Raw genomic sequence first — 19,802 nt, forward strand, 5'->3', positions numbered from 1 at the left:
TCTGAAGATGCACTAGCATCAAAACTAACCTCTAATGGTGAAACTCCTGTCTCTGGAGTAGCTGTAAATGATGCCGTGGGTGTTTCTCCACCGTTTGGTTCTTTACCTCCAGTAAGTACTCCATCCACATAGATAGGAATATTCTCAGAAATTTTAAGATTATTGTTTAATCCTGTATATGAAAAATCATTTGACGCATCCCACGCTGATACTGGCGCATCATTAGGCAAAGAAACTCTTAATTGAATTTCACTTCTATATTCTCCCTGACCTCCTGGGAAAGGCATTTTGTCTTTGTCAACTTCTATTTCAGCAAAATAGATATTACTACCAGCATCCCAAACTTGTAAACCTGTTGTTGTAGTTGAACCTGCTCCACGTGCCGTAAGCGTATAATCACTAGCTGTAAAACCAGCAGCTACTCCTTCAGAAATATCTACAAAATATCTTGCTGTTAATTTATTTGCAACTCTTGCTGGCCAGGCAGAACGGTTATTCAACCAAATTGCAACCTCAGTAAAACGAGCTTGATCATTATTAATTTTTGCCTCATTAATGAATTCTACACCTGCTTTTTCTGGTTGTGGAAAGTTTGGTAATGGTGTACCTCCAAATTCCATAACCATTCTTGCCAACACTCCTTGATAGCAAGCATTATAATCGGTAGCAACTTCATTCGCCTGGAAATCATCTCTATCTTCTACAAATACATCATTTGCAGCCATAGGTCCTCCCATTAAAGCTCCCCACATTGTATGTCTAGATTCTACTGGATTGGCAGAACTTCTTGACCAACTTGCATGTTGACCTCTATGATGTGGTTTTGTTGGTGGATTTACACCAAAACCTGTAACTAAACTTCTATTGTTAGGGTTATCACCTAATGCATATTTTACCTGAGCTACTGCAAAATCGTGATATTGTTTTTTCTTAGGTGTAGCTACATTGTCACTATATATTAATGCCGTTAAGGAAGCATTCATTGCATGACGTAAAGATCCCCATTGCGTCAAGTGTGCCTGACCACCTGGAGAATAACTAACTCCGCCACCTTTTTGCCACCAGTCTAAATGACGTTCTGCATCTGCTTTGTATTTTTCTTTTCCGGTGATAATTGATAATAAGACCATATTACCATAAGATTTATCTTCCCAAACAAGACTCCATAAAAAATCTGGCTGTGCATATTCTGCTTCTGCCTTATCTAAATATTTTTGTTCTCCTGTAGCTTTATAAAGCCAAAGTGCACCCCAAGCTAATTCATCTTTAAAATTACCTGAAGAATATGTTCCTGTAGCTGGAATTCCTCCATCTTCATTATATAATCCTCTATAGGTATCACCAAACTCATATAATTCTTTTGCATGTCTAAGCAATGTTGCACTATATGCAGGATCGCTATCTTTAAAAATGATACTAGCTGAAGCCAATGCTGCTGCTGTTTCACAAGCAACTTCTGTACCTGGTTTGGTAGTTGTTAACGCATAAGATTTACGTTGACCATACATTGGATGTACATCAACCATTTCTGCTGGCATCCAAAAGTTATGATCTTGTGATTTACTATCGGCTACCTGAGCATAAAAAACATTAGGTGATGGGTGGCATTTTATAAAGTAATCTGTTACCCATTTAACATTTCTTTTAAAATGTTCTGTCTGTTTTGCGGCATCATAACCATCTTTATATTCTAAAAACCCCCAATTAAGTGCGGTCACAGAAAATGCCATTGGAAATCCAAATTTAACATGATCTCCTGCATCATTCCATCCTCCAGTAAGGTCAAGACCTACATCTTTACCATCATTGATTCCAGAATCTGATCGCCAACTAATTCTGTTCCAATCAGGTAAAATACCCGATTGTTGTGTTTCGTAAAATAGGAGAGACTTTTGCAAGGCTTCCCCATAATTAAATTGTGCAGTCATTGTACTACATACTAAGCAGAACAATAACATTACACCCGATCTCATAAAGTTTTTCATAATGTTTAGGGTTTTAATTTTAGTGTTTTTTGTTGGTTTTTTTCTAACAGCTGATTTGTGTAACAAACGGCATTTCCAGAAGGAATAGTTATTGACTTGCTATTTGCTATAAGGTTTTTTTTACTCATAAGTATCAATTGGGTTTTAAGGTTTTTTTTATTTAGTTTTCTATAAATTCTAGTTGTTATTCTTATTTATATAAAGAATAGAATTAAGGATGTATGTGTAGAAGTGTTTATAGGAGTTATAGTTTGTGTCATATTTAAATAACAACTAAAGCGTACTTTTTACTTTTAAAAAAGTCAGTTTTTTTATTAAAGTCACTAATAATGCTAGAAAGAAGAAGAAGAATTGAGTGTATATTACTCTATTACAAACATCTACTATTTAAAAAAATTAGATTATTTATTAAATCCGCTCTAGTTCTTTAAAAAGAGAAAGGTTTAAAAAACCTCTCTCTTTCTTTAGATTAAAAATTATCTATTTAACGATCACTTTGCTCTGTGTTCTTTGATTTGATATGACGTCAAATGTTTCTAATATATATATTCCCGATTCTAATCCTTCAATAGGTATTTGAGCTTGTAATTGTTGCTCTTTGCTTTTGAATTGTTGGGTTTTAACAACATTGCCCGTTAAATTGAATAATCTTATCACAACATCGGTCATAGCATCACTTTTCTTAGCTTTATTACTATTAATAGATACATTGATAACATTTACCGCAGGATTAGGAGTTATCATAACATTAGACTCAGGACCCGATAACACTAGAGTATTAGAACCATTACCACAATCAGGAGCTGTAGCAGAAGAACTAAAATAAATAGTAAATCCTCCTGATTTTGAAACTAATACAAAATTTCCTGTATCTATAGTTGCCCAATACTCTCCATCTAATCCTGTAAATCCAGAATCTGTAATTGTAATTGATGGTTCGGCAGCATTAAAATTCTGAGTGATTTTTGGTAAAAAATTATTCCACCAGCTAGGTATACCATTACTTGTATTCATTGAAAACTGCCATAATCCATTATTAGCTAAATCCCAATTGATGGTAAAATTGGTAACATTACTCAAATCAGGACCACCGGTTCCTAAAACATAAATATTTGTATAAGAAACATTAGCAATTGTTGGTAATGGATTTGATAAAGGAGCTCCGAAATTACAACTTATACTACCATCTGTAACGGTAATTGTTTTTGTCTCTGTATCAATATCTCCTGCAGCATTTGTTACTGTAAGTGTTACTGTAAACTGTCCTACTGTAGTATAAGTAGTAGAAGCGGTTGCAGTAGTTGCAGTTTCTCCGTTTCCTAAATCCCAGCTATAACTAAGCGTACCTCCGGCAGGATCTAAAGACCCTGACCCATCAAAAGTTACAGCTAAAGGAGCAACTCCTGATTCGGCACTTGCTGTAAATGATGCAATCGGACTACCATCAGTAACATTTATGGTTTCTGTTGCTATATCTGTTTTACTTCCATCGCTTACTGTTAGTGTTACCGTGTAATTACCTACTAAAGCATAGATATGGGTTGCAGTGACTCCAACATTTGTGTTTCCGTCTCCAAAATCCCAAGTATAAGTAAGTGTATCACCATTTGCATCAGTAGATGACGATGCATCAAAACTAACCGTTACCGGAGCAATACCTGTTGTTGGTGTAGCCGTAAAATTGGCAATTGGTGCAATGTTACCATCAGACACTACAATATCCTTAGTAAATGGTGAAGAAACATTAGTGCCGTCACTTACTGTAAGACTTACTGTATATGTCTTAATCTCTGTAAATGTAACTGTTGGAGTTGCTAATGTTGAGGTTTGACCATTACCAAAATCCCAAGTGTAAGTAAGTGTATCCCCATTTGGATCTGAAGATGCAGAGGCATCAAAAGATACTTCTAAGGGTGCAGTCCCTGATTCTGGAGTAGCTGTAAAGGAAGCAGTAGGAGTATTCCCTCCATCTATTTCTGAACCAAATACCAATACCCCATTATCATATACAGGAATATTAACACTTTCTACTGCTCCGCTGCTTAGTCCTTGTGCAGACCAATCATTAGCAGTATCATAAGGAACTCCATTAGCAACTCTTATATTGATTTGAGTTTCAGTTCTAAATGCGGGGTCTCCTATAGGTGCAATTGACGGTAGATTTGTTATTTCTGCATAATAAACACTTCCTCCAGCGGGTTTAACCGTCATTGTAGCATTACCACCAATACCATTAAGCGTAATATCATAATCAGCAATAGTTTTTCCTGCCGCAATACCTTCGGCAATATCAAAATAATACCTGTAACTTAACTTGTCTGTTATTCTTGCAGGCCAAGCTGTTCTATTTTGTATAATTATACTAATCGTAGATCCAAATGCATTATTGCTATTAAATTTTGAAAACGAACGAATTTCGGCTCTAGTAGGCACTTCATCAACTGGAAAGTCAGGAAGTGGATTTCCTCCAAATTTTCCATACATCCTAGCCAAGACACCTGTGATACATGCATTATAATCACAAGCAACTTCGTTAGCCACAAATTCTCCTCTATCGTCTACAAAATTATCATTATCCGGCTCTTTGGGGCCTCCTACTACTGCTCCATATAGGATATGACTTGCTGCAGTTGGTGGACCACTATCACTATTTGTCCAATTTCCACTATTTCCTCTGTGATGAGGATCATTAGCAGGATTATTTCCGAAGCCATTCATAAAACTTCTATTAATAGGATTATCCCCTAACGCATAGTCTACCATTCTTTTAGCAAAACCTGTATATCTAGCTTGCTTAACTGGATCTGTAGTTACTTTATCTCCATAAATCAAGGCCAATAAAGATTGATTAGATGCATATCTAACGGTACCCCATTGTCTAAGGTGTGGAAGCCCTCCAGGTGTTGTAGGAACTGATTCTCCATTTACATTATGAGCAAAGTAATCCAAGTTACGTTCAATATCTTGGACATATCTATCTTTTCCTGTTATCTGTGCTAATAATAAATAGCATCCATAAGCTTTATCATCCCAAGAGAAGGCTTCTTTATATTTTGAGGTGGTACTTTGTCCCTCTTTCTGTAAATTGTCATATTCTGCTTCTGCCTTTGTTAAATATTTTGGATCATTTGTAGCTTTATACATCCAAATTGCTCCCCAGACTATTTCATCGTTGTAGCTACTAAACGATCTATAAAAACCTGCTGCATCTGTTATAGAGTTTGAATATTCATCTCTATACGTATCAGCAAAATCATATAGTTGTTTCGCATGTTCTACTAAAGTTGCGCTATACGCAGGATCGTCTGCTTTTATTAATATACTCATTGCTGCCATTGCAGCTGCAGTCTCTGCGGCAAGATCAGAACCTGGATTAGCAGCATCAATTTTATATGATGGGCGTTCTCTAGGATATACTTCTGGTGATCCCCACCATCCATGATCTATTCCACCATTACCAACCTGGCCATATAGCTCATTTGGAGCAGTATGACATTTTATAAAATAATCTGTAACAAAACGCAGGTTTCTTTTAAGAATATCTAATTGCCCACTGTTTTGATATGCATCATTAAATTCGATACCTCCCCAAGCCAAAGCTGTAACACTAAATGCCATTGGGAAATTAAATTTTACATGATCTCCTGCATCAAACCAGCCTCCATTAAGGTCTAATCCAACATCAGATCCATCCTCTGTGGTAGAATCTCCCCTCCAGCTTACTCGGTTCCAACTTGGTAACTTTCCCGATTGTTGAACTTCATAAAAGAAAAGCGATTTCTGCAAGGCTTCTCCATAATTAAATTGTGCACTCATTGTACTACATAAAAAGTAGAAAAATAGCAATACACCTGATCTCATAATGTTTTTCATAATGTTTGGTGTTTTAATTTTGATATGTTTTGTTGGTCTTTTCTAACAACTGATTTGTGTGATAAACAGAATCCAGAATCGGACTAGTTGTTTTCTTACTATTTGTTTTAACTTTTTTTACTATCATACTTACTATATAGGTTTTAAGGGTTATGATCAAATCTTTACAAAAATTTTAATTTGTTGGTCTTATCTTCTAAAAAATTAGAATTGATTATATATCTGTAGAAGTGTTATATTTAAAGAACAACTATAACGTCGTTTTTACTTTAAAAAAGTAAGCTCTATCTATTTTTGTCTTATGAAAGGAATAGTAATATTATTCCCGATAGACATTAAATAACAGAGATTTTTCAAGTATTTCTCTATGATTAAATTGTTCTGCTAGTTTTTCTTTCATATCACACAATAGAAGAATAATGCGTGATTTTATACTATTTTTCATAGCTATTAGGGTTTTAAGAGTTTAGCTTACGTATTTATGGTTATAAAACTTTTTGATATTAGTAATGAACTATCAATCAAATACGATATTGGTAGCGTATTTAATTTCTATAGTCCCTAATCACATTTCTAGTTTTTGAAATGTGGGATCATTTCCAATTTTTAAATAGTTTAATTGTGTGTTTCAGAAGTCACACATCAAGCATAGAATGTAGAACTATGCTCATATTTCAAGGAGTCTTTCATAAATTATTTTAGGGTTTTAAGATTATATTCTATAACAAACTTTATTTTAATTCCAACCTTGGTCTGAAGGAAATAAATTCTGCTTGGCAACACGTCTATATTTTAAAGAGTTACTAATCAATGATGTATAGACACTTTTTTAACACTAAAAATTAAATATTCTCATTTTTGCATTATTTTTTATGGTTATAAGGCAAAATATAGCCTTGCAGAATATAGAATATCTGAGTAATAAAATTGGTTTTCATAAGTATGGGGTTACATCTAAGTTTTGTTTTTCTACATGAGTTTACACTCTTAATCTTTTTAAGAAATTAAGTTTCAATTCAAATTAGACGAATGAAAAGAGTTCCTGTTAAATTTATTTGATGATATCTTAATTTTTGCCATTGAGAAGATATTTCTGTATTTGATTTTAGTATTCTTAAAATCATAAATGACCTTATGAATAAGTAAAATGTTTTTTGCATTTCTTGTTAAGTTTTAATTTGTGTGATTTAGGGAAATGAAAACAAAACGTTTTTTGTTTTCAACTTTTATCTACTGGCTTTGAACAATCTACATTTATAAAAATTTTGATTATAGCCCTAGACGAGTACATTAATATTTAATGTTCTTCCAGCTTTGTCCAGGGCCATACTCTGACAATGCGTCGGTTTTAAAGAGTACGTATCATGTTAAAATCATACAGTCTTTCTCTATAAAATATTGTAACATAATTATTAAAGTAAAGTATACTCTAAATGTATGTATTAAAGCAGATCTAAGTCTTGATATTAGATGATATGGTTTTCATATAGTGAGTTTGTGTAAAACGATTTGTTATAGGTTATAAGTATTATGTTATATTGTTTTGTTAGCATAGAATAGAATAATCTTTTATATTTAAATTGGAATTCAAAAATACTCCTATGCGATGTAAAATTTGATTTTACAATAGGGTACATTAAGGGTACATGGTTAAAAAAAAGAATACATAAAGCGTACTATTTTTATTTTGGTGCGTTGTAGTTAAAAGACGTATAACAAACCCCTAAAACCAAAGTGACCTACCTAACCAACAGAATAGTAATCATTTGTGTTATGTTTCTCTATAATACAATACATTCTCAGGATTCTATACCTTCTATTCACCAAATCAGATATATTGATAGCTTATCAGAAATTGCCAAAAAAGATCTTATAGGAAATGGAGATTTATTAAAGAAGTTGTTAACCCTATCAAGGGAGGTTAATTATCCCAAAGGAGAATTACAAAATCTGGTTAATCTCGGAATTTATTATACTAACAACTCTATGATTGATAGCGCTAATGTTGTTTATGAAAAAGGAGAGAATTTAATTAAAAAGCATCAGGATCTAGAATTCATACTCCCTCATATTTATAATAATAAAGCTAATATTTTAACACATCAGGCATTTCATTATCAAGCTTTAAAATATTATCACAAGACACTTGAAATTAATTTAAGACAAAAGGATAGGAAAACGGCAATAATTACTAAAATGAACATTCTTAATTGCCATCTAAAATTAGGAGAACCTGATAAAGTCTTGGCATATTCTAAAGAATTATTAGAAAATAGGGATGTAATTGAACAAGAAGGTCTGCGATATCGTTTATATTCGAGTTTAGCACTAGCTCATTTTGATAAAAAAGAATATGGAAAAGCAATCAATTGGTGGAATGCAAATCTTGAAAGTATTCAAAATTCTGATAAAAAAGGGGAAATTAGTTATATAATGACTTCTATTGCTGATGCATATAGAAGTCTGGGGAATCATGAAATTGCACTTGAAAAATCTATTGAAGCTAAAAAGATTATTCATAATAAGCCCGAATTAAGTTCTTATGCCGCTATAAATTCATTGGTCTTAGGAAAAATCTATAACTCATTAGACAATCCCAAAGAAGCCATTATTCATTTTAATAATGCAATTTTACAAAACCCAGATGATCCAATGGATATTGCATTTGCTTATGAAAGCCTAGGTGCTATTTATAAGAAAACAAATAACTGGAAAGCTTCATCTAACTATTATCAAAAATATGGATCCTTGATTGATAGCCTTTACAACAAAAGAAATGAAGATATTTCTAAAATATCCGAAGGAAAAATACAATTGATAGAAGAAGAATATAAAAATGAACTCTTAACCAGGGATAATGATATTCTAAGCTATAAAAATGAAAAACAAAGACTGTATATAATTTCTCTTTATATTGGTTTATTTAGCTTCTTGTTATTTTTATTATCCTTTGCGCTTTATAAAAAATATCACAGAAGCGAAAAACAAATCGAACTCCTTAAAGAAAATGAAAAAAACATTTTAGAAAAACACATACAGAGTAAAGAAGAGGAGTTTTTGGCTACGATGATATCGGTTAATGAAAAACTAAATAAACTCTCTACTATTAAAAAGTACTTATCTTCTGCCATAAAATATAACAACCATGATGAAATTCTTGAAGCAGAAAAAAGATTAAGTCAATTTATTTCATCTACCTCTGATCTTGGTATTCTAAAAAATCGAATCGAATCGCAATACCCAGGTATTACAGCTCAAATCAATGCTCATTACCCTGATCTGTCAACAAATGATATAAGGCATTGTTTATTGATAAAACTAAATCTATCCATAAAAGAATCTGCTCAACTATTAGGAGTATCTGTACACGCAGTAAAAATGGCTAGAAAAAGAGTGAAGAAAAAAATCAGTATTCCCGAAGATGTTTCATTAAAAGAACATCTCAGGGATATTGTAGAAGCAACAGTTTGATTATATAGTTACTTAAAAAACGATCCCCGGGTAACTACTCCCAGGGATCTAAATTGAAACTTAATTGTATTTAACACAAACTCAACCTATACTAATTATAATAGTTTCAATTGTAAAGTATGATATTGAAGAGTACCGTCTTTTGAATTTTAATCAAATAAATAAACGTTCTTAGTATTCTTTTGATTACTTTATATATATTAATTTAGTCGTCATACCTTCCTCTCAAATATCTTTTAGACGTTCTCTTTTAGCATTATAATTTGATCTCATTACTCTCCTCCGAAAGTAAATAACAATCCAATATTTATGGTAAAATTACTGATCGAAGCATCACCCACTTTACCCGCATTTAGATAAGCTGCGTTCATATTCAGAACACCATACTTGAAACCAAGTGCCGGACGAATTGCAAAGTTAGATGTGCTTCCTGCAACTACCTGATCTCCTATAGTATTGGATTCTATTTCTATCGATCCTATAGAAGAAATACCTAATCCTAGACTACCATAAGGCCTAAATCCTTCTTTTCTAAAGAAGTATCGACCATTTACAAGGTAACTGCCTATAGCTAATGCTCCAAAGGATACATTTTGCCCATTTATAGTTTGATCACCTCCTACCAAAAAATCTCCTTGATATAAGATAGAGACATCAATATCTTGGGTGACACCATATCCTAATTCAAAGTGTGCAGAAACGCCACCATCTAAGAAATCAGAAGCATCTCCCAAAGGAAGAGCATAACCAAGACCAAAACCAAGTTTAACTTGTGCATTTGTAGCTGTTATACCTAATAAAATAACTGCAGCTAGTAATAAAAATTTTCTCATAATTAAAATATTAATTTATTGTTTGAACTCCTATATATAAACTATCAGACAAAAAAGGAGCTATAATGCCTGACAAAATTTAATTCGTTAAAAACAGATTTTATGTGATTTTTTTTCGGGTTTTAATATGATATACCACCATTTTTTTGATTACCAAACTTTTCTAAATCATTCAGAAATAATTATTTAAAAACCAATAATTGATTCATGTTCTGGCTTAGAATTGATAGAAATAGGGTTATCATCTTATTAACTCAAAAACAATTTATACACTAGTTAACCATAAACTTGGTACTTGTTGTATTACCATTCGTATCTATTGTCTTTACTGTATATATTCCTGATACAAATTTTTGATTTACTAATAAATGATTCGTAGATTTTCGCTCTCCAAAGGTTTTGTTGTATACATTTTGACCAGTCATATTGTAAATTAAGACCTCTGATATTTTTTGTCCATTAAAATGAATTGTAAATGATCCATTATTAGGGACTGGAGTGATAAGAATATTACTAGGATCTGTTTTACTAATAGTTGGTTTATTATCTATTTTTTTGCTGTTGGAAATAGGAACCAATTCCCATTCTGTGGCTCCTTCGTCTCCTCTCCAATTGCCTGTATTTATTACTTCTCCATTGTCAATCGCTGTCAAATATCCTCTTACTTCATCTTTGCTTAAAAATCGGTAAGTGTTATAACCAACCTTGATAGCTTTCCACTCTCTTCGAGGAGCTGGAATCTTAAGTAGTTCTTCTGCCTCGTAAGATATACTATTATGTAGTGAAGATGCTGCCACCAACGGCCCTCGGTCTTTCTTATCATTATCTATAAAAAAATACCCCGGGGTAGAAGGGATCAAGTTCCAGTGTGTATCATTATCATTTGCTTCATTATTTCCTTGTTTTACCACTGTATTTGGATCTGCATCCAGGTACTTTTTAGTTTTTACGTTAATAAAATGATAGGTGCCAGATACCTCTTTTTCAAGTCCTATTTCAAAGTCATGGGAGGCATTACATCCATTGATGCCAGCAAAAGTAGCTGTGTAGATTCCAAATTGATCTTTCTGAACATTTGGAATAGTAATACACCTTCCTACATCACTAAAATTATTAGGGCCTGTCCAGGTCCAAGTTCCTTCACTCTCGGTAAACGCACATAATAATACATAGCCTCCAATTTCAATTTCAGCGTAATCATCATTTCTAGCTGTATTATTAGTAATACCGTGTTTGTCATATACTGTAGGACTAATAGAACAACTCTCTATCTTCTCTATTTCTTCAATATAAATGTTTCTAAAAGCTAGATTCTTTAATTCAGATTGCAATGTTATAAATCCAGAAGTTATAGCTTTTCCATTTTTAAAAACGTTCCCTTGATTAATCAAAAATCCGTTTAGATATACAGAAATAAGATCTTCTTCACATCTTATGGTCATTGTATTCCATTCTTCGTGAAAATACTCTATAATACCTTTGGGATCACCACGTCTTGGTAATTGTTCCTCTCTTGTTCTTCCATTTCCATATTTACCTTTATTGGGGTATCCAGGCCTAGCATTTATATCCATTCCCTTTCTAAGAAGATCTCCTGCTTCACCCTTTTTAAGCTGTACTTCTATAGAGTTTGGAAATCCACCTCCATCTTGAGCAAAATTATTTTCTCCATAAATCCAGATACCACTGTTACCATCTTGATCACCACTCCCGGGTGTTAACCATTTATATTCTAAAGTTAATTCATAATTACTATAGGGTTTTGCCGTACGCATACCACTTTGGCGGTCATACCATGTGCCTCCAGTAGCATGTAATTCTCCGTTAGGTTGGATTTTCCAAAATTCGTCCCGGTTTCCTTTTCCGTCTTTAAAACCAAAATCCCAACCATCAAAGGTTCCTTTCCATAATTGTTCTTGGGCAGTAACACTAGTTAAACTTAATATTGCTATTACTAAATAATTTATAAAGTAATTTTTTTTCATTTTTATATTATTTTGATAATCTGTGAAACTATTATTATTCTCTTTTTTTTATTTCATAAATCACCGAGGTGGTTTATGAAATAAAATGTATTCTTTGAATTAAGGATTTTTTGCATATTCGTTTACAATACACAAACGACTATGATAAGGCTTTTAGAAAGTCACTTTCTAAAAGCCTTTAGTTGTCAAAACTCATTAAGATCTATAAAAAATAGGCCTAATTCGTTTTTGATCTGGAGGCAAAAAAAAGTCTTAGTCTATTTTCAATTTTATTGATTCTATACTTTAGAAAACTAGTAAGAGTTTGTCAGTAGGTCAGAACTAGAAATACATTTTATACAACTAAAAAAGATAAAGTGATCCATTTAATCTATAATCGAATCTAAATCAGGGATTTCATCAAAAACACCTTGCTGAACACGTATTTCTTCTCCATCATCACTAATAGCAATAAACTCAAATGTTCCTGAAATTTTAGAATTACTATATGCAGTAATTGTAATCGTTAAAGATCCCATTTTTCCAATTCCTAAATTTCCATTTGTAGCATTATATCGTTTCCCTCCTATAATATAATGACCTGTTATTATATCTTCGGTATCCATATCATACGTTATTGGAAAGGTTGTTGGTATTGGGAAAAATAAACCTGCTATTTCCTCTTCTGTGTTTCCTAAAGTAAGAACCCCATTATTAAAAGAGTTCGCTTGTGTAAATACTTTTTCAACAGAACCAATTTTTAAAGTTGCTCTTCCAAAAGATATAGCAGATGAATCGTCATCTTTACTGCATGAGGAAAGAACAGAAACGATAACAAAAAGTAAAAGAAATTTTTTCATAGTAGTTGTATTTTAAGAGTAGTTGCTAGAACTAGAGACCCTAGTTTTTTAATATATAATGTAGTTTCCTGAAATATCTGACAACCCAGGTGAATCACTTTTATCACAAGGAATTAATTGCGTTGAAGCAATAGTAGCTAGAAATAATAGGTAAAATTGTTTAATCATTTTTTGTCGTTTTTATAAAGTTTTAATTTATTATTCAGCAAAGATGATAGGTGTTTTAATATCATCAAAAAACAGGATTCGATTGGTTTTGTAATAGGAATAAGTGGTTTACGGGAGTGTTTTCGAGTGGTTAGACAACCAGGTCAAATTTCATAAAACAAGGAAAATCAAACAGATATCGTTTCAAAGACTCAATTTCTTTTTTTTGTTTTATCAGGTATTAGTGGTCGTTTTATTGGTATTAGCTTACGGTTGTTAAGTCCTATGTTTTTATTTTAGTTTTTCTTTCAACTTTTTAGTTTTCTGTAATATTTCAATCTCCTTTTTAGCGAAATTTGATTTAATAACTTTTTCTTTTTGTGAATCAAGCCACCTTATGAGCTTATCATTATAAAAATAATATCGGTTTTCGTTTATTTTAATCACCTTTGAATCTTCCATATACATTGGCATATTATAAGAATATGCCTGTGTAAAGACAAAAAATAGTTGATCGTTCCACAAGTAATACTCTTCTATTAGTTTACCCATTTCGCCGTAGTAACTTGTAATTATTTTTTTCAATTCAACGTTTTTAAAATATCCTTCAAGTTCGCCACCTTCTGTACTTTCTCCAGACAAGTCTTTTTTAACTTTTTTATAGGAATTTATATTATAATTGATGGCACCAAACTTTTCTCTGATATCAGAAATTATTTCTTGTTCTGTTTTGGGCTTTTCCTGATCTTGAGTGTTTGTAATGTGAGATGATTTGTTTTCTTTCAATTCGAGTTTTTTCTTATCTCTTACTTCAGATTTGTCCTTCTTTATTAGTTTAAGGTTGTTATTTTTTAGTATAAAGTAATCTGTTTCTGTCCATTCCCAGCTTTCTTGTTTTCTCATATTTACTCCACTTACTTTATAAAAAACAAGTATCGAATCTTTTTTGATAGTTAATTTAATTTCATCAAAACTATTTTGAATTGTTGCTGTATAAGGTGTTGTAGGGCAATTCGATTTTTCTAAATCAGATAATACTTGTTTGTCAGTCGAAAACCATTTTCTTAAAAATCCGAGGTGTTTATTAGAGCATTGGTATCCTAGTCCTAAAGCAGTAATTATTTTACAGTCTAAATTACTCCTATCATGATTTGCTTTATCATCCCACCAACACTCGTTCCCGATAAATGTCGCAACATAACCAATTGATGCTTTTTCAGGTTCAGTTATTGAATTCAAATAGTCTTTATTTATGAAAATCGAGTTGATGGAGCTATTTAATACAGAATCGTACTTCATATCTCTCCATAAGAAATTAATGGTTGTATCTTTTAATTGAAGCTTTGCAAGTTCAGTGTTTTTTGATTCTATTTTCATTTCTCGTGTCTTGGTATTTTCAAATTGCCTACAAGAGGTTAAAACGATTAACACCAATATCAAATATGAAATTTTCATTCTTCTAAGTTTAAGTTGTCTTTTTATAATTATTTCTAAAACTAGATCTCTGGTGAATCATTATGACTCAAGCATATAATTAAGTATTTTGAAACTATTTTGCTCAGAAATAATAAATAAAGTTGATTAATCATTTTTTGTCGTTTTTATAAATTTTTAGATTTATTATTCGGCAAAGATGATACGTGTTTTAATAGTATCAAAAAGTAGGTGTTCATTGGTTTTGTAATAGGAATAAGTGGTTTTCAAGAATGCTTTCAACTACAAAACCAGGCTTGTAAAATCTCATAAAGCAAAGGGAATCATACGAATACTATTTAATAAATTTGTTTTCCCTTTTTTTGGCTACATCTGGTATTAGTGGTCGTTTTATTGGTATTACTGAATCCAAGCAAATTTTTAAGATAATTTTTAGAGTTTATGCTTTTGATTATTTCAAAATTGAAATATTCTTGCACCCTCATGCAGAAATCACTTATTTATAGAGAATGCAAAAGAATAAACTTTATCATTTATTAGTTAGTGCACTTCTTAGCAGTATAATTAATTACGGATATGCACTACAAGAGCCCTCTCTTTTCCTACATTTAACTGCTAACGATGGGCTTTCTCAAGGCTATATATCCAGCATCATCCAAGATAAAAAAGGATTTATGTGGTTTGGAACCAAAGATGGGCTTAATCGATATGATGGATACGAATTTAAAATCTATAATTATTACTATGATGACCCCTGTAGTATACAAAATAATTTTATTACTGCTATTTCTGAAGATACTAGAGGTACACTATGGATAGGAACTTTAAATGGGTTATATAGTTTTGACCCATTTACAGAATGCTTTCAATTTTTTGAAAATAAAAATCTAAACGCACAACATACAATAAAAACTATCCATATCAATACAAAAGGAATTGTCTGGATGGGAACATCAAAAGGGGATATACTTAGGTTCAATCCTAATAAAAATAAAACCGAACGATATACGATTAGTCATGATAAAGTTATATCTCATATAAAAAGTAATAAATCTGAAAATCGTTTATACATCGAAGCTCTAAAAAATGAGGATACTAGTATTTATATTTTTGATATCCAAAAACAACAATTTGTAACCTCTTATGATACTGTTATTAACAATATTGGATATAGTCATCAAATGATTCAGGAAAATATTTATGGTGAACTATTATTATATAGAAGTAGACATGATAACAGATCCTTGGAGCAAATAAATCTTACGACTAAAGAAACTTGTGTTTTTTATAAACCAAATTGGTCAACACACAAAAAATATAAAAGGAACGATTACTTATATCATAGTGGGATTATGATACAGGATAATAATGGTGCCATATGGCAATCTACTAATTACGGATTAGAAGTTTTTGACCCCAAAAATGGCACGTTTAGCTTTTATCCGATAAAAGGAACTCAAAATTCAATTAAAGCCATTTGGATAGATCAATCAGGAATTATTTGGCTAGGAACAATGGGGTATGGAGTATTCATGCTAGCTCCGACTCTTAATAACATTGAAACCTATAAAAGAGATGAAAATAATCAAAATAGCTTAGATTTTTCTAGTATTCGTTCAATCTATGAGGATACGGATAAAAACATCTGGATAGGTGGGTACGGAGGACTTGATCTTATTGATGTCAAGAGTGGTAAATTACAACATTACGCTGATGATTTTACAACCTATTCTAAAATGGTTGGTATGGATGTCTATGAAATCTATAATGATCCAAACATATCAAAAGACATATTATGGATAAGTATACATGGTAAAGGCTTATTCTTATTAGACAAACATCAAAAAAAATTTACCAGATACCCTAAATACCTATATGGTAATAGCAATTTTATTTTTGATATCGTTCCGGAAAACAAAAACAAATTATGGATTGGGACGTCTAATGGTTTATACATTGTGGACATAACTCATAAATCTTCTAAAGTTTTTAGAACAGATGCACAAAATCCTTATAGTATTCCCTCTAACAAAATAAATACAATATACAAGGACCGAAAAGGTGTTTTTTGGGTAGGAACCGAGGGCCATGGGTTTGCTAAGTTCGACAAACGTACAGAAAAATTTATACGATATAAAGAACGATCTGATAAGAAAAATAGAATCAATTCATATTTTATCTATTCTTTTTATGAGGATAAAAAAGGAAACTTTTGGATCGCAACAAATGGGGGTGGTCTAAATCTTTTTGATCGAGATAAAGAATCATTTAAACATTATACTGTTAAGGATGGTTTACCTAATAATGTAGTATATGGAATATTAGAAGATAAACGAGGAAATTTATGGATAAGCACTAATAAAGGACTATCTATGTTCAATCCAACACAGGAAACCTTTGTTAATTATGATAAGAGTAATGGCTTACAAGGCAATGAATTTAATGCCAATGCTTATTTTAAAAACAAAGAAGGGAAAATGTTTTTTGGAGGTACAAATGGAGTAAATGCTTTTCAACCAGAGGAAATAAAAAAAAATACCTTTATACCTCAGGTAGCCTTAACCAGGTTCAAAAAATTTAATAAAGAAATCCCCTTACACCAAGTATTTTCATCCGATGGAATGTTAGAATTGTCATATGAAGATACCGTAATTTCCTTTGACTTTTCTGCCTTGAGCTATTACAACCATCACCTTAATCAGTATGCCTATAAGCTAGAGGGGCTACATGAAGATTGGATTAATCTAGGCACTAAAAACACAATCACGCTCACTAACCTATCTGCTAAAAATTACACCCTTCGTATCAAAGCCTCTAATAATCATGGGGTATGGAATGAAGAGGGAATGGCACTTGCTATTCTTGTAAAGCCTCCATTTTGGTCGACTCCATGGTTTCTAATAACACTACTCTTATTATTCGTCGCTTTCTTATATGTAATATATTCATTTCGTATAAGGTATGTTCAACAACAAAAAAGACAACTAGAGCTAGAAGTTGACAAAAGAACCGAAGAACTTAAGGTACTTAATAATACAAAAGATCGTTTTTTTGCTATTATAGCACATGATTTAAGAGGTCCGCTTATTTCCTTTCAAGAAGTACCTTATTTAATAGATCACTTTGTTAAAAATAATGAGTTAGATAAAATTGAAGAGCTATCGCATAAAATTAAAGGTTCTTCTGTTAAATTAAACAACTTATTAGACAACCTCTTGAAATGGGCAATGGTACAACAAAATATGATCACCATTTATCCAGAAAAAATCAACTTATATCATCTGGTAAACGAATGTCTCGATCAATATATAGAAAGTATACAAAGAAATGGTATTAACGTCCTTGTTTTAATAGATGAAAATATTGACATACACGCTGATTATAATACAATCACTTCTATGGTTAGAAATTTATTGAGTAATGCTATAAAGTATACAAAGGAAAAAGGGTTGATCCAACTAAAAGCTACATATAACAATGATAAAACAATTAGATTTACAGTTCAAGATAATGGAATTGGGATGAATCGGGAGACTATAGAAAAGCTTTTTGATATTGGATCTAAAAAAAGTTATTATGGAGTAAGGGGGGAAGAAGGTAATGGTTTGGGTTTAATACTTTGTAAAGAATTTGCAAAATTAAATGATTTAAAGTTAGAGGTAGAAAGCATTATGGATAAAGGATCGCAGTTTCATATAATTTTTCCTAATGCTAATAATTAATTTTCCAGAGATTTAGTAATTTCCTCTATTAAAAATCACTAATAAATTTTGTGTTTTTAGACAGATTATCAGGTTTTTCATTATTTAGGAATGATATTTGAATATAGTTTCATAAACGTCATATATCTTATAAATACAAAAAAACAGTATTACGTTTTGAAAGTAAATCTTAATTATTGAAATAATAAATTAGTGTTGTGAGAGTACTTATTGTTGAAGACGATGTCATTTATACAAATGCATTAGAAATTCTACTAACTGAAATGAAAATTACTTCATTCAACAGTACTGGAAATTCTGAAGAGGCTTTTCGCCTAATAAAGGCTGTTAAGCCAGATTTGATACTATTAGATATCAATTTAAAAGGAAAGTGGAGTGGAATAGAAATAGCGGAGTATATTCGTAAAGCTGATCTTCCTATTCTAGTAATTTATCTAACTTCATCAATTGATGAAACTACATTTAACAAGGCAAAAGAAACATTACCATATTCTTATATAACCAAACCTCTAGATAAAGAAAATTTCAAAAGAACCTTTTCTTTAGCTTGTCAACATAAAAAAGAACAAGTCAATTATAAAGTCTTGAGTCACTCAGACTCTCAAATACATCAAGACTACATTATTTTAAAAACCGATAAAACATTACAAAAAATTAATATTTCTGATATTTCTTTGATCAATGTAGAAGGAAAATACTGCTTCATAATGATTGCAAAAAAAGAAATACGGGTAAAACTTCCTTTAAAGAAACTGGTTGATAAAGTCAACTCTTCAGAATTTATCAAAGTCAATAGATCATGTCTAGTGAATATAAAAAAGATTGAAAGTTTTGATTTAAAAAAAGGGACAATACATGTTGGTCAATATACTATTCCTATCAGTAGAAGAAACAAAACAAAACTTATGCAAGCTTTGACTACATAGATCCCCATTTATCTATATAAAATCATATTTTTCGATCTTCTCTTTAAACCACTATTAGACTTAAAATTACCTTAGTTTATCTAGCTATTGTAAAATAGTGTATATAAAAAACGATCCCCGGGTAACTACTCCCAGGGATCTGAATTGAAACTTAATTGTATTTAACACAAACTCAACTTATACTAATTATGATAGTTTCAATTTTACTGTTTATTACATTTGGTTCTATGCCCCGAATATAAGCTGTATCTTTCAAATATCTTGATGTTTTTTTGATAGTAATTAACATTTAACGATGACATAATACCTTCATAAAATCATTGCTATTAACTCACTGAAAATCAATTTTCATAGTACTTCTACTATATTTTTGATTTTTTGGTTAGCATATTCTTAACGTCTTTTCTTCAACATTCTTTCTCATGCGCTTTGGAACCATTTTAATTCATCAAATTTTGTACCACTTTTTAATAAAGTGATGCTGAAATTAAAACGATTATGCCTATACATTACCCTATTAAAAAATCATTAAAGTTTTCACAAAAATCAATGGTAAAATGTAATTTCAAATTCTGATCCCTTTATAA

General features: G+C 31.4%; 9 protein-coding genes. 3 read left to right on the forward strand and 6 right to left on the reverse strand.

Features of this window, described 5'->3' with window-relative positions:
* Both PQF96_RS26315 and PQF96_RS26320 read right to left on the reverse strand, forming a co-directional pair.
* The coding region (locus PQF96_RS26315) for a glycoside hydrolase family 9 protein (RefSeq protein WP_271769905.1) at window positions 1-1,985 on the reverse strand (1,985 nt) is incomplete at its 3' end.
* Between the two features lie 480 nt (window positions 1,986-2,465).
* Entirely contained in the window at window positions 2,466-5,858 is a 3,393-nt protein-coding gene (locus tag PQF96_RS26320; protein ID WP_271769907.1) for a glycoside hydrolase family 9 protein, read from the reverse strand.
* A 1,773-nt stretch (window positions 5,859-7,631) separates the two neighbouring features.
* On the opposite strand from PQF96_RS26320, the gene PQF96_RS26325 reads away from it, so the two are divergent.
* Entirely contained in the window at window positions 7,632-9,329 is a 1,698-nt protein-coding gene (locus PQF96_RS26325) for a tetratricopeptide repeat protein (RefSeq protein ID WP_271769909.1), read from the forward strand.
* A 272-nt stretch (window positions 9,330-9,601) separates the two neighbouring features.
* On the opposite strand, the gene PQF96_RS26330 is transcribed toward PQF96_RS26325, so the two are convergent.
* The 4 genes from PQF96_RS26330 to PQF96_RS26345 all read right to left on the reverse strand — a co-directional run bounded on the left by PQF96_RS26330 (window position 9,602) and on the right by PQF96_RS26345 (window position 14,588).
* On the reverse strand, window positions 9,602-10,162 hold the full coding sequence (locus PQF96_RS26330; protein WP_271769910.1) for a hypothetical protein: 561 nt from the start codon (window positions 10,160-10,162) through the stop codon (window positions 9,602-9,604).
* Window positions 10,163-10,434: 272 nt separating this feature from the next.
* Window positions 10,435-12,147 carry a family 16 glycoside hydrolase gene (locus tag PQF96_RS26335; protein ID WP_271769912.1) on the reverse strand — a complete coding sequence of 571 codons (1,713 nt, stop codon included), beginning with the start codon at window positions 12,145-12,147 and terminating at the stop codon, window positions 10,435-10,437.
* A 365-nt stretch (window positions 12,148-12,512) separates the two neighbouring features.
* Window positions 12,513-12,986 (reverse strand): DUF6252 family protein, encoded by a 474-nt coding sequence (locus tag PQF96_RS26340; RefSeq protein ID WP_109436353.1) that lies wholly within the window; start codon window positions 12,984-12,986, stop codon window positions 12,513-12,515.
* Window positions 12,987-13,424: 438 nt separating this feature from the next.
* Entirely contained in the window at window positions 13,425-14,588 is a 1,164-nt protein-coding gene (locus PQF96_RS26345; RefSeq protein ID WP_271769914.1) for a hypothetical protein, read from the reverse strand.
* A 488-nt stretch (window positions 14,589-15,076) separates the two neighbouring features.
* Between PQF96_RS26345 and PQF96_RS26350 the strand changes: the two genes are divergently transcribed.
* Complete coding sequence (locus PQF96_RS26350; RefSeq protein ID WP_271769916.1) at window positions 15,077-18,289, forward strand: ligand-binding sensor domain-containing protein; 3,213 nt, start codon at window positions 15,077-15,079, stop codon at window positions 18,287-18,289.
* A 197-nt stretch (window positions 18,290-18,486) separates the two neighbouring features.
* On the forward strand, window positions 18,487-19,215 hold the full coding sequence (locus PQF96_RS26355; protein WP_271769918.1) for a LytR/AlgR family response regulator transcription factor: 729 nt from the start codon (window positions 18,487-18,489) through the stop codon (window positions 19,213-19,215).
* Window positions 19,216-19,802: the final 587 nt, after the last annotated feature.

The sequence above is a fragment of the Aquimarina algiphila genome, assembly GCF_947494415.1.
Lineage (GTDB): Bacteria > Bacteroidota > Bacteroidia > Flavobacteriales > Flavobacteriaceae > Aquimarina > Aquimarina algiphila.

What these genes read in the sequence shown, in the direction of transcription:
- PQF96_RS26345 (WP_271769914.1), bottom strand. Translation starts at nt 14,588, where the DNA reads ATGAAAATTTCATATTTGATATTGGTGTTAATCGTTTTAACCTCTTGT.
- PQF96_RS26340 (WP_109436353.1), bottom strand. Translation starts at nt 12,986, where the DNA reads ATGAAAAAATTTCTTTTACTTTTTGTTATCGTTTCTGTTCTTTCCTCA.
- PQF96_RS26320 (WP_271769907.1), bottom strand. Translation starts at nt 5,858, where the DNA reads ATGAAAAACATTATGAGATCAGGTGTATTGCTATTTTTCTACTTTTTA.
- PQF96_RS26350 (WP_271769916.1), top strand. Translation starts at nt 15,077, where the DNA reads ATGCAAAAGAATAAACTTTATCATTTATTAGTTAGTGCACTTCTTAGC.
- PQF96_RS26335 (WP_271769912.1), bottom strand. Translation starts at nt 12,147, where the DNA reads ATGAAAAAAAATTACTTTATAAATTATTTAGTAATAGCAATATTAAGT.
- PQF96_RS26330 (WP_271769910.1), bottom strand. Translation starts at nt 10,162, where the DNA reads ATGAGAAAATTTTTATTACTAGCTGCAGTTATTTTATTAGGTATAACA.
- PQF96_RS26325 (WP_271769909.1), top strand. Translation starts at nt 7,632, where the DNA reads ATGTTTCTCTATAATACAATACATTCTCAGGATTCTATACCTTCTATT.